A 12,102-nucleotide genomic window follows, 5' to 3' on the forward strand; every position below is an offset into this window, starting at 1 on the left:
GACTAGCATGAATAACGTCTAGCATGAATAACGTCTAGCATTAATAACCGCTAACATTAATAACAACTAAGCGATACGAGGAACACGTATCGCCATTATTTTATCCTAATAATTGACAATCAAAATGATGATCTTCAAGCATTTTCATCACTGTGCAGTAAAACTCGTGTTAACACCTTTCGGGTAGCGTGACCAGCAGTATCGGCCAGGGGAACGCCGCCAAATTAATATCAATTTAATTATTTTCCTAGGCTTGAAGTAGCAAGGCACGCCAATAATTAGGCCGGTAGTTTTGCCGCGGTTAAATTAAATTATCGTCATTATACTATTTCTGTTGTAATTTAATTCTAACCGATATTATATAACGCCATTATAGCGCTATATATTTCTCATGCCGGAGTAAAAGAATGAAAGTATCATCATGGTTTGTGGGCGGTGCCATGTTCTTTTTAGCCGCTTGCAGCAGCAATGATTCAGCGAATACCGCATCAAATAATAACGAAACATATGAGCCTGTACAGCAAGCGACCAGTGCCCACGCTAAAGTCACGATGGCGAATCCGGCGTCTGTCAATTGCGCTAATGCCGGAGGGGTATTGACCTTAGCCAAGCAGCTCAATGGCAGTAGTGTCGGGATGTGTCAGTTGCCAGATGGTAAGCGTTGTGAGGAGTGGGCGTTGTTGCGTGGTGCTTGCCCAGCAACCTGATACCCTTCATCTTTCAAGCCGCAGGTGTGTTGGCTGCATTCGCTCACCCGAATCACTGACTAGTGTCAGCTCATCGGGATTCACTTATTTGCCGCCTTCCTGCGACTCGAAATCTATTGGGTATCAGGTTGTAAAGCTATTGGGTATCGGCGCTGCGGGAATGGCTCATTAAACAGTAATAATGTTCGGGCAAGGTTCGCCATTCTTCAACTGAGCAATATTCTGCATAGTAGTAGCAGAAATACTTGTCAGTGCCTCTTCGGTCAAAAATGCCTGATGACCGGTAAACAACACGTTATGACATGAAGACAGGCGGCGGAAAACATCATCCTGAATCACATCATTGGATTTGTCTTCAAAGAACAAGTCACGTTCATTTTCATAAACATCCATACCGAGCGCACCGATCTTCTGCTGTTTCAACGCTTCAATCGCGGCCGCTGAATCAATCAAACCGCCACGGCTGGTATTGATGATCATCACGCCATCTTTCATTTGATCAAAAGAGGCTTTATTCAGCAAATGATGATTTTCTGGCGTCATTGGACAGTGCAGCGAAATAACATCAGATTCTGCATACAAGGTTTTAAGATCCACATACTCAGCGCCTAATTCCAGTGCCTGAGCACTTGGGTAGGGATCGAAGGCCAGTAAACGCATCCCAAAACCTTTGAGGATACGCATGGTGGCAACCCCAATCTTGCCGGTGCCGATAATCCCAGCGGTGCGATTATGCATATTGAAGCCAATCAAACCTTCGAGCGAGAAGTTGGCATCGCGGGTACGTTGATAAGCACGGTGGATACGCCGGTTGAGGCTCATCATCATACCGACAGTATGTTCAGCCACGGCTTCGGGTGAATAAGCAGGAACCCGAACCACTGGAATGCCCAACTCTTTTGCAGCCTCAAGATCCACGTTATTAAAGCCTGCGCAACGTAAGGCGAGAATTTCAACCCCGACGCTCTTCAGCTCTTCTAAGGTTGCACGACAAGCATCATCGTTAACGAAGATACAGACCGCATCACAGCCCGCCGCCATTTTTGCTGTTCTCGGCGACAACAGAAAATCGAAAAACTCTAATTCAAAGCCAAAATCTTTGTTGACCAATTCGAGGTATTTACGGTCATACTGTTTAGTACTGTAAACGGCTAATTTCATCGTGATATCTCCGTCAAAATAATGTGATCAATCTAACAGATTTGTATAAATCATACAATTTGCCACAAGAATAAGTTAGCTAAATAACCTGTCACGTTCTAATGCCATACTTGTCACGTTCTTCTGCCATAAAAATAAAGGTTTTTATGTCCTTTTTTATGGGTGGCAACCAAATTCACATGACATGGATATAAGATTCTATTGTGCTATCTTGCAGTAGTCTAAATGAATGAAATCAAAGCATACATACCGAGCTGGATCGGTGTTAAAACAAGGCAAGTCATGGCTAAATGCGTAAAAATAGTGAGTTTGCTGTTATTGGTCAGCGCAATTTCACTGATGGTGTTATGGAAAACCCTGCCGCAATGGTTACCCCCAGTCGCCCAATATTGGTTACCTGCTGGTAGCCAATTAACACTCGAAAAACCGCCTGTCTGGCGAGATGGCGCGTTGCGTATCTCACATCTGCGCTATCGAATAAAAGACTGTGCAATCGCCAATATTGATAACTTGAGTGTGGGTTATCATCAAAAACGCTGGCAAGTGGGGGCAGGTAGTGTCGCATTGGATACCGCCTGCCTTAGCCAATTCCCTTCCGAAGGTGAAAGCACTCCGCAAGATTTAGCCTATTGGCAACAACAGCTATCCGTGCTGAGTCTAAATATCGACAATTTGCAGATAACGCCATGGCAGCAATACGCCGGTAAATTGACCCTGACATCACAGAGTATCGGTAGCGATAATCCACCTAAGAAGTTTAGCCAAGAGTTGCATTATCAGGGGCAACAATTGAGTTTTGCCGCGACACTGGATGAAAACCAGCAACTTAGCCTACATCAATTCTCGATTGCTGTTCCCGGTACCTCGCAGCCGTTCGAACTGAGCGGCAAAATCAAAATTCCGCTGTCATTGGATAATTGGCCTGAGCAGGGCGCGCTTGATGGTGTGCTGACAACCGGCTATCTCTCTAAACCCCTGTTATTGAACTTAAGTTGGCAGCAGCAGCAAGGGGTGTTGACACTGACTGAGCGCGGCGATGATGTCCCGCTAGCCCGTTTACCTTGGAATGCATCCATAAATCAAATTCAAATCGTGAATGGTCAATGGCAGTGGCCCTATGCACAGCAACCCCTCAGTGGTGGCATTAACCTGACGTTGCATGACTGGGATCAAGGGCTAGAACAAACGTCGGTTGATGCTCGAATCAATGTGATTACCTCTGGTCAGAGCGGCAAAGGCAATGCAGTACTGACGCTCGGCCCCGGCAATCTGAGCCTGATAAACAGTGACTTAGCATTCCAGATCAGTGGGCAAGCTAATCTGGAAAATATCGTATTAAATGCCACGATACCGGGCATTCTTAGTGGCTCAGTCCTGAACCCCACGTGGGTTTTACGTTCTGGTGCGTTGCTACGTGCGCACGGTAATGTCACGCCGGAATTACGCATTCGAGATGCGCGATGGCCGTTAGCCGGTGTCAAAGTGACTGCCGCAGGTGTCACAGGGCGTTTACAAGCCATTGTTGATGCTCAAGACAGTTACTGGGGGCGTTTCAACGTGCATCTAGATGGTCAGGCGCAAGAGTTTTGGCCAGATAAAGGTCAATGGCAATGGCGTTACTGGGGGAATGGTCAATTGCCGCCGTTGGCTGCCCGTTGGGATATGAGTGGTACAGGAAATTGGCAGGGGACGTTGATCACCGTCGATAAATTATCGACTGGGTTTGATCGTCTACAGTACGGTTTGGTGAAAGTCGAAGCCCCTCGGTTAACCTTGGTTAAACCTCTTACTTGGCAGCGAGATAACCATCATCCCGCCTTTATTGCTGGTTTTGAGTTAGGCGCGAAAAAAGTATCGTTCAGTGATGGCGGCGGTTACTTACCTCCAGCACTATTATCATTGCAACTGAATGGCCGCGAGCCGGACAGTTTCTTATGGCAGGGGCAGCTACAAGCACAGGCTATCGGGCCAATTTCGCTGCGTGGTCGTTGGGATGGTGAACGTTTAAGAGGTGAAGGCTGGTGGCCGAAACAATCATTAGCCGTATTCCAACCACTGATATCGCAAGAACTCGGCATTAAATTACGTGATGGACATTTTTATGCACAAGCGGCCTTCTCAGCAGCCCGTCAGCAAGGTTTTACGGCGGGTGGTCATTGGGTGGTGAATAATGGTGGCATGTGGCTAAAAGACGGCGAATTGAGCGGGCTTGATTTTGTCATGTCTTACCGCTTGGAGAATCATCGTTGGCAGTTAGGTGCTAAAGAGCCAGTTATGCTGCGCATTGCTTCGCTCACCAATTTGTTTGAGATGCAGAATATCACCGCTGATTTGCAGGGCAGTTATCCCTACTCAGAAGATGCGCCGCTAACACTTAGCAATGTCGGTATGGATATTCTTAACGGCCATATGAGTTTGTCTGCGTTACGTTTACCTCAGCATGATGCCGCAGTGCTGAAGTTAAGTGCGATTGATCTCAGTGAACTTTTTACGGTGCTGCAACCGAAGCAGTTGGCGATGTCAGGTAAAGTGAATGGCGAGCTTCCGCTCTATCTCAATAATCCGCAATGGCTCGTGCGTAATGGCTGGATGGCTAACGACGGTATGGTGACGTTACGCTTGGATCAAGATTTAGCGAACTCAATCGCGGAGAGCAATATTGTCGCGGGCGCGGCGATAGATTGGCTACGTTATATGGAGATTTATCAATCCTATGCGAAAGTGGATCTTGATAATCTGGGGCAATTAACGCTAAGTTCAAAGATTCATGGTGTGAATACGCAGAAAAATGCTAAACGCGCCGTTATTTTGAATTATCAACATCAAGAAAATGTGTTCCAACTCTGGCGTAGCCTGCGTTTTGGTGACAATTTACAAGAGTGGTTACAACAAACACTTTCTATACCATCATCTGCAACACAACCATCTGCAACACAATCAGCAACAATACAATCAGCAGCAACACAGGCGAGGACGAAGGAATGAAGATCTTGACAGGGGAATGTATGGCGATAGCTCTGGGTATTCTACTGCTCAGTGGCTGTGTGCGCCTCGAGGTAGCAACTCCCGAAAAACCCATCACGATTAATATGAACGTCAAGATTGAGCATGAAATTCAGATTAGAGTGGATAAAGATGTGGAAAACCTGCTCAAAAATCAATCCAACTTGTTCTAAGGAGCCAAGATGACAAAGCAAACATTAGGCTGGATTGGTGGTAAACAAGGGCGAGTTCGGGCGATTTTGGGCTGTGTGATACTGAGTGTGAGCCTGCTTTTCAGCTCAATGGCTTTCGCACTGTCATTAGAACAGGCCAAGCAGCAAGGTCGAGTGGGTGAAACGCTGAGTGGTTATTTAGCTCCGGTGAAAAAGGATCCTGAGACCTTGGCACTGGTGGAACAAATCAATATTGCTCGCGCTGAAAAATATCAGGAAGTCGCGCAAAAAAACCATATTTCCACTGAAGATGTGGCCAAGTTGGCGGGGCAGAAACTCGTTAACCGTGCAGCTACAGGGGAATATGTCCGTGGTATTAATGGTCAGTGGATGAAACGCTGATTTTTATCCGCAGGGTTTAGGTCAAACGATTAGGTCAAACGCCCGCTTTTGACGCAGGCGTTTGACTCAGATTAAAGCGCCTCGAACTTAACGCTCAGCCTGTAAATTAGCCGCAGCAGGTTGCCCGCCGAGACTGTCGCGGGATGACTGACGGTAATAAGTATCTTCATGACCGGGTTGTTCCACTTTGACAATTAATGTCAACACGGCAGCGAACAGATACAGTGCGGTATAAACCCACACCACCCCCACGATATCGAAGAACGGCAGCACCAGCGAGGCAATTGCAGGTGCGGCAAAGTTACTGAGACCCGCGGACAAATTATAAATCGAGATCGCCGCCCCTTTGTGTTCGGGTTCCAAAACAGGGAAGACGGCGGTCATCGGTACGAAGGCTGCCACGGTGATACCTAACATCACCGCAGGGATCAGCGCAGCCCAGAAATTATGACCAAAATGCATCGGAATATAGTAGAACGCCAAGCTAGAAAGAGCGCAGCCGATGCAGCCAAACCAGCGGACTTGGCGCATCCAGCCAATTTTCTCGCCTAAAATCCCCCACATGATATTGGTGAAAATAGTCACGAAGAAGAAGACGGCCCATATCTGTAGCCATTCAGACATGCTAAAGCCAAGCCGGCCCACAAAGAGCAGCGGCATGATAACGGCGAAACCAAACAGTGACAGGGTGTTGATGATGCGGATCAGGCAACACAAGAAGATGTTCTTGTTAGTAAATAAGATGGTAACCGCCCGCGACAGTTCTTTCATTTTCTCTTTATTGGAGAGCGAGGCTTTCGGGCTAGCGGTGCCGACATTGCGCAACAGTATTAACGCCATCAGGCCGCCGACAGTCACCCAAACAATCGCAAACCATAATGTGCCCGTTTCGCCCATCATTGGAATGGTAAAACTGGGCAGATAGCTACCCACCACACCGATACCGATGGAGTACATCGCCCAGAACCAACCCATTGCCGAAGAGAGTTGCTGTTTTGGCACGTTTTGCACGATCAGCATGACAAAGGAATAGATAAACAGTGGATAAGCCAGACCACGAATGCCGTAGAACAGTAACATCAGCGGATAACTTTTCATGCCTAAACCAAACAGCATAAATAGGCAGTGCATCACCACCCACAGAATGAAACCAATCCGCATTGCCCGTTGTGGCGTGATGATTTCAGCGACCACGCCTGAGCTCCATGCGGCAATCGCAGCGGCTAAGCCATACAAGGTAAACACAAAAGCGGATTGCGCTGGGGTAAAGCCCATATCCGTAATGTGCTTGGATAAGAAGGCCATTTCAAAACCATCACCACTCATAAAGATGGCGATGGCAATGTAACCCCAAAACAAATTCATCGGCAAACCAAACCAATGGCTAGGTTTTTTTTGCATGGTCATTTCCTCTGGCGATCGAGCGCCGGTTGGTTGAGTTGCTAGCGGCAGGCAATGCTTTGGTCGCATGAGTGGCCGCGGCAACTGAGCGTAGGGACAGCGAATGTAAAGGGCGATTTGCTCGCCCGAGCGTATTTTTAGGTTCGTGAGGTCTGTCGGTCACAGGGTCAGCGTTGACGTAACTGCCGCTGTTGTTGATAAAGCAGTCGGAAGCGTTCAAGGCGAGAGAACAAGGCATCCTGCCGATTCACATCGGGGATAAAACGCTGGTCAATCGGTGGTTTAGTACAAACAATTTGCTCGTGGCCGCCCACGGCCATCCACCCTAAACGCGCAGCACCCAAGGCGCCTCCTGATTCCCCTCCACTGTGAGTCACAATCGGTAAATTGAGGGTGTCAGCCATCAATTGCCCCCACCACGCGCTTCTCGCGCCACCACCAATCAATGACGCCTGGGTGAGCACCGTTCCCGCGGCTTGCAATACCGCAAGGCCGTCAGCAATCCCGAATGTGACGCCTTCTAGTACCGCGTAGCCCAGTGCAGCGCGGTCAGTGGCATGCGTCATACCGTGAAAAGCCCCCGTTGCCAGTGGGTCGTTATGTGGGGTACGTTCGCCGGAAAGATAGGGTAGGAAAATCGGGGCCAGCCGCTGATCAGATCGGCTGAGTTGAGCCACCTCAGACAGAAGGGTGGTTTCATTGGTCCCCAATAATTGGCATAACCAACGTAGCGCACTGGCTGCCGTTAACATGACACTCATCTGATGCCAGCGATTGGGGAGCGCATGACAAAAGGCATGTACCGCTGATTGCGGATTAGGGCGATAGCTATCGTTAACGGCAAACAATACGCCGGACGTGCCTAATGAGATAAAACCATCACCAGGATTAATCGCGCCGATACCGACAGCACTGGCGGCGTTATCGCCACCCCCTCCGGCAATCACGACTTTATTGGACAAGCCCCATTCGCGAGCAATATCTGCTTTTAAATACCCGCTGGGTTCACTGCCTTCGATCAAACGTGGCATCATATCGCGCGTTAGCCCACAAGCGGCAAGCAGGGTATCTGACCAGTCCCGCTTTGCCACATCCAGCCAGAGTGTGCCCGCGGCATCTGACATATCACTGACTTTATCGCCGCTCATCATCCAACGTAGATAATCCTTGGGTAATAGCACCGTTGATAATTGAGCGAACACGTCCGGTTCGTGGCGGGCGACCCACAGCAGTTTCGGCGCGGTAAAGCCGGGCATAGCCAGATTGCCGGCAATGTCGTGCAACTGCGGTGCATTACGGGTCAGCGTTTCACACTCATCGGCGCAGCGGGCATCGTTCCACAAAATGGCAGGGCGTAAAATGCGATCTTCACGATTTAGCAATACTGCGCCATGCATTTGACCGGAAAGACCAATGGCGAGGATCTCCCCCCAGCGTTGCGGAATTTTATGGTGCAACCGGCCAATCACTCTTTGCGTCGCTTGCCACCAGTCAGTTGGATTTTGCTCAGACCACAGTGGATGAGGACGTTGCACCGTCAGTGGTTCGCCTTCGCTCGCCACAATTTGGCCGCGCTCATCAATCACCATGGCTTTTATTTCTGATGTGCCTAAATCAAGTCCAAGATACATAGTCATTCCTTGTTGAAGATTAGCGGTTAGCGGCAACCCAAGTGTTAACTTGATCAATCGATTGGCGCAGTAACGCTTCAAACTGACTATCACGGGCGAGTAAGCCAAAAAGTTGGCTATCACGGGCAAATAAACCGACCGGATCGGCGGATTCGAACATGGCATGTACGGCAGGGGCATCTAAAACGCCATCCTGATATTCATACGGCAAGGTGCCTTGATGCCAACGCGCCATAAAGACAAAGAACAGTGCCGGTAACATGGCCGTTGCAGTTGGGGTGCAGCCTCGTTGATAGCATTCCATTAGTGTTGGGGTAATAAATCCGGGGATTTTGGAGAAACCATCAGCGGCTACTCGCTGGTTGGTATCGCGAATATAGGGATTACTGAAACGGTCTAAAACGACATCGCGATAATTGGCCAGATCCAGTGGGCTAGGTGACAGTGACGGGATCACATCTTGAGTGACATAGTCATAAGCCATCTGGCGGATCGATGCCGTTTTCGTGCTCTCATGAATGTAGCTCTGCCCAATTAGACTCCCAGCCCAAGCAATACAACTGTGGCTAGCATTGAGGATACGAATCTTAGCTTCTTCATACGGCAGCACCGACGCCACCATTTCAACGCCAACATTCTCTAGCGCGGGGCGACCGGCAATAAAATCATCTTCAATCACCCATTGGATGAATGACTCGCCCATGACCGGTACCTTATCGGCAAATCCGGTCTGTGCCAGCACCCGTGGGGCAATGTCATCTGCAGGGCGTGGGGTAATTCGATCAACCATGGTATTGGGGCTACGAGTCTGGTCGGTCGCCCAACGCAACAAGCTTTGTTGATCACGTAAGGCGAGAAACGCCAGCAGACCATGGCGGAAACGTTCACCGTTATGGCGAAGGTTATCGCAATTCAGCAACGTGACTGGGCCGCTGTGCTTTTCTTGGCGTTCCTGCAAGATACGGCTGATCGCGCCATAAATCGTTCGGCAGCCACCTTTAAGGTCCGCCTGAATATCGGCGTTGTCTTGTTGTAGGTTAAATTGGTTATCGAGATAGTAGCCACCTTCGGTGACGGTAAAGGAGATGACACGAGTCTCTGGCAAACTCCCTTGTTCCACCAACTGACTCAGCTCCTTGTCCCAAGGAACTATCTTGCGTAGCGACGTGATTTTTTCATATTTGCGCTCGCCCGCTGGGGTCACGGTCTCTAGAACGTATTCGCCGTTTTGTGCTTGAAGAGCGGCCAATAAGGGGGCGGCATCATCGCGAATATTTGCTAGTGAGATAGTCCATCGATCATCACCAGCAGCTAATAAGCGATGTAAATACCAGGCTTGGTGGGCGCGATGGAAAGAACCGGCACCAATATGTAGCCATACAGCAGGGGTCGATTTCGTCTCAGTATTCATATGTTCTCCGCAGTCACAGTAGGCATTAAGATTATTCTTGAGCATAAGCCCTTTTGGTGAGCATTTGCCCTAATGTCGATAGGTTAGTGTAACTTTTGCCCTTTAGTTGAGCTTTAGCTCACAGAAACGACAGCGAAGATAAAAATCTGCTCGATAGCGGCGTAAACTCAGTAACATTGATAATCCAATTCCCTCATGCAGATAACCCATGCAAAAGAGTGACAAGAAATTAGACCAAGCGGCCAGAGCGGCCTGGATGTATTACGTTGCCGGGCAGACCCAACATGAAATTGCAGATGCGCTGGGTGTTTCACGGCAGGTAGCACAGCGGCTGGTGGCATGTGCGATTGATAATGGGCTGGTCAGCGTGAATATTGCGCATCCAGTCGGTCGCTGTATGGCGTTAGCTGAACGGGTAAAACAACATTATGGGTTGCAGCAGTGCCAAGTGGTGCCGAGTTTGGGCATGGACAGTACCGGTATTCAGCGGGCGATCGCGGTCGCCGGCGCGGAGGTGATGGCGCAATTTCTCCGGCAAGAGCAACCGCTGGTGATAGGGGTGGGTTCTGGGCGCAGTTTGAAAGCCGCCATTGATGAATTACCTGATTTCGAGCGTCCGCAACACAGTTGTGTTTCGCTGATTGGGGCTATCGCCGCAGATGGGTCTTGCACGCGCTACGACGTTCCGCTGTGGATGGCAGAGAAGACACAGGGCCGATATTTTATTTTGCCAGCGCCTTTGTTTGCTGATAGCGCTGTAGATCGTGATTTATGGTGTAACCACCGAATTTATCGCATGGTGACTGAAAAAGCGGCACAAGCGGATGTCACTTTCATTGGGATTGGTTCGATGGGTTATGACTGCCCATTGCACAAAGATGGGTTTATCACCGCGCAAGATGTTGAGGCATTGTTGGCTTCAAATGTGGTGGCCGAAATGCTCGGCAACTTTATTGATATCAATGGCCAACGTGTTGCTTATAACTTAGATCAGCGTTTAACCAGTGCCAGCCTGCATATCGAACCAGTCAAACCTGTCATCGCGATTGCGGGTGGAAAAGAGAAACATCAAGCTATCAAAGCTGCGCTCAGCGGGCATTGGGTGAATGCTTTGGTGACGGATGAAGAAAGCGCGATGGCACTGCTACCTGATTAACATCAACATAAAAAATGCCAGCCTGTTAGGTAACGGACTGGCATTAACATAATCACACTATTGGGTAAAACGAGGGTAATACAAGGTTACTTCCAGTCACGCATCAACGGAGACACCCATCGGTGCGTGAAAGTCACTGATTAAGCGCTAACAACCTGAGCGAGCAGCTCTTTAGCATCTGCTTGTGCTTTAGTGGCAACTTCAGGGCCATAAGCAATCCCTTCAGCGAACACAAACTCAACTTCTGTAATGCCAATAAAGCCTAGGAACAGACGCAGGTAAGGGACAACCAAGTCACTTGGGGTATCTTTATGGATGCCGCCACGGCTGGTTAGAATAATGGCACGCTTACCGGTAACTAAGCCTTCCGGACCTTTCTCTGTGTAGCGGAAGGTCACGCCAGCACGAGCAATCAGGTCAAAATAGTTTTTCAACTGAGTTGGGATGTTGAAGTTATACATTGGTACTGCCATAACGATGACGTCGTTGGCTTGCAATTCTGCAATCAACTCATCAGATAACGCCAAAGCTTCTTGTTGGCGTGGTGTCAGCGCCGCATCTGAAGGGCGCAGAGCGCCAACCAGTTCACCATCTAACACAGGAATCGGTTGAGCAGCCAGGTCGCGCACGGTAATTTCGTCGCCAGGGTGGGCAGCTTGCCATTGTTCAACAAAAAAGTCAGCCAACTGGTTGGACTGAGAATAGGTTGCCAGAATGCTTGATTTCAGAACCAGAACTTTGCTCATCGTAATTCCTTAACAGGTAACAGAGACTTAGGCGATTCGCCCTTTCAATGGAATACACTCTATTCATATTTTTCTATCATGGATAGCGCAATATTTTGCGTTCTTTGTTCGATTTTATTGAATGATGTTAATCCATTAGCAAACAGAGGCTGGGTTACAGCACAAACCTTGCCTGTGTTACCATATTGAGCAAAGGTATATGAAATCAAAACGCATAGTTTATGGCTGAGTTTCGGCGGATGATAATTGGTGCTGATTAATAAAAAATATCCGCTAATCAAATTCATAGCATAAATTCATTGGGCTGGCGCTTCAGGCTTCAGCTACATCGT

The 12,102-nt window shown here is 48.7% G+C and carries 10 protein-coding genes; 5 read left to right on the forward strand and 5 right to left on the reverse strand.

Features of this window, described 5'->3' with window-relative positions:
- Positions 1 to 407: 407 nt before the first annotated feature.
- Positions 408 to 707: a putative hemolysin gene (locus BN68_RS04425; RefSeq protein ID WP_019209947.1), complete on the forward strand. Its 300-nt coding sequence runs from the start codon at positions 408 to 410 to the stop codon at positions 705 to 707.
- A 168-nt stretch (positions 708 to 875) separates the two neighbouring features.
- On the opposite strand, the gene BN68_RS04430 is transcribed toward BN68_RS04425, so the two are convergent.
- Positions 876 to 1,868 (reverse strand): 2-hydroxyacid dehydrogenase, encoded by a 993-nt coding sequence (locus tag BN68_RS04430; RefSeq protein ID WP_019209948.1) that lies wholly within the window; start codon positions 1,866 to 1,868, stop codon positions 876 to 878.
- Positions 1,869 to 2,150: 282 nt separating this feature from the next.
- Between BN68_RS04430 and BN68_RS04435 the strand changes: the two genes are divergently transcribed.
- The 3 genes from BN68_RS04435 to BN68_RS04445 are packed head-to-tail and all read left to right on the forward strand — an operon-like array spanning position 2,151 to position 5,425.
- Positions 2,151 to 4,853, forward strand: coding sequence for a YdbH family protein (locus BN68_RS04435; protein ID WP_042806394.1), 2,703 nt, complete (start codon positions 2,151 to 2,153; stop codon positions 4,851 to 4,853).
- Positions 4,850 to 5,044 carry a YnbE family lipoprotein gene (locus tag BN68_RS04440; RefSeq protein ID WP_019209950.1) on the forward strand — a complete coding sequence of 65 codons (195 nt, stop codon included), beginning with the start codon at positions 4,850 to 4,852 and terminating at the stop codon, positions 5,042 to 5,044. Before BN68_RS04435 ends, BN68_RS04440 begins: the two co-directional genes overlap by 4 nt.
- Before the next feature lie 9 nt (positions 5,045 to 5,053).
- Entirely contained in the window at positions 5,054 to 5,425 is a 372-nt protein-coding gene (locus tag BN68_RS04445; protein WP_019209951.1) for a YdbL family protein, read from the forward strand.
- An 87-nt stretch (positions 5,426 to 5,512) separates the two neighbouring features.
- Here the strand turns inward: BN68_RS04445 and BN68_RS04450 are convergent, their stop codons facing one another.
- The 3 genes from BN68_RS04450 to dalD form a co-directional block, all read right to left on the reverse strand.
- Complete coding sequence (locus BN68_RS04450) at positions 5,513 to 6,826, reverse strand: MFS transporter (protein ID WP_019209952.1); 1,314 nt, start codon at positions 6,824 to 6,826, stop codon at positions 5,513 to 5,515.
- A 167-nt stretch (positions 6,827 to 6,993) separates the two neighbouring features.
- Positions 6,994 to 8,457 (reverse strand): xylulokinase, encoded by a 1,464-nt coding sequence (xylB, locus tag BN68_RS04455; RefSeq protein WP_019209953.1) that lies wholly within the window; start codon positions 8,455 to 8,457, stop codon positions 6,994 to 6,996.
- 19 nt (positions 8,458 to 8,476) lie between these two features.
- Entirely contained in the window at positions 8,477 to 9,868 is a 1,392-nt protein-coding gene (gene dalD / locus BN68_RS04460; RefSeq protein WP_019209954.1) for a D-arabinitol 4-dehydrogenase, read from the reverse strand.
- Between the two features lie 208 nt (positions 9,869 to 10,076).
- Between dalD and BN68_RS04465 the strand changes: the two genes are divergently transcribed.
- Positions 10,077 to 11,024 carry a sugar-binding transcriptional regulator gene (locus BN68_RS04465; protein ID WP_019209955.1) on the forward strand — a complete coding sequence of 316 codons (948 nt, stop codon included), beginning with the start codon at positions 10,077 to 10,079 and terminating at the stop codon, positions 11,022 to 11,024.
- Between the two features lie 140 nt (positions 11,025 to 11,164).
- Here the strand turns inward: BN68_RS04465 and azoR are convergent, their stop codons facing one another.
- The gene (gene azoR, locus BN68_RS04470; protein ID WP_019209956.1) at positions 11,165 to 11,770 is read right to left on the reverse strand and encodes an FMN-dependent NADH-azoreductase; all 606 of its coding nucleotides are present in this window, start codon (positions 11,768 to 11,770) and stop codon (positions 11,165 to 11,167) included.
- Positions 11,771 to 12,102 lie beyond the last annotated feature (332 nt).

The sequence above is a fragment of the Yersinia massiliensis CCUG 53443 genome (assembly GCF_000312485.1).
In the GTDB taxonomy this organism is placed as follows: Bacteria; Pseudomonadota; Gammaproteobacteria; order Enterobacterales; family Enterobacteriaceae; genus Yersinia; species Yersinia massiliensis.

Coding starts and splice junctions, on each gene's coding strand:
- BN68_RS04425 (WP_019209947.1), top strand. CDS start 408: ATGAAAGTATCATCATGGTTTGTGGGCGGTGCCATGTTCTTTTTAGCC.
- BN68_RS04430 (WP_019209948.1), bottom strand. CDS start 1,868: ATGAAATTAGCCGTTTACAGTACTAAACAGTATGACCGTAAATACCTC.
- BN68_RS04435 (WP_042806394.1), top strand. CDS start 2,151: ATGGCTAAATGCGTAAAAATAGTGAGTTTGCTGTTATTGGTCAGCGCA.
- BN68_RS04440 (WP_019209950.1), top strand. CDS start 4,850: ATGAAGATCTTGACAGGGGAATGTATGGCGATAGCTCTGGGTATTCTA.
- BN68_RS04445 (WP_019209951.1), top strand. CDS start 5,054: ATGACAAAGCAAACATTAGGCTGGATTGGTGGTAAACAAGGGCGAGTT.
- BN68_RS04450 (WP_019209952.1), bottom strand. CDS start 6,826: ATGCAAAAAAAACCTAGCCATTGGTTTGGTTTGCCGATGAATTTGTTT.
- xylB (WP_019209953.1), bottom strand. CDS start 8,457: ATGTATCTTGGACTTGATTTAGGCACATCAGAAATAAAAGCCATGGTG.
- dalD (WP_019209954.1), bottom strand. CDS start 9,868: ATGAATACTGAGACGAAATCGACCCCTGCTGTATGGCTACATATTGGT.
- BN68_RS04465 (WP_019209955.1), top strand. CDS start 10,077: ATGCAAAAGAGTGACAAGAAATTAGACCAAGCGGCCAGAGCGGCCTGG.
- azoR (WP_019209956.1), bottom strand. CDS start 11,770: ATGAGCAAAGTTCTGGTTCTGAAATCAAGCATTCTGGCAACCTATTCT.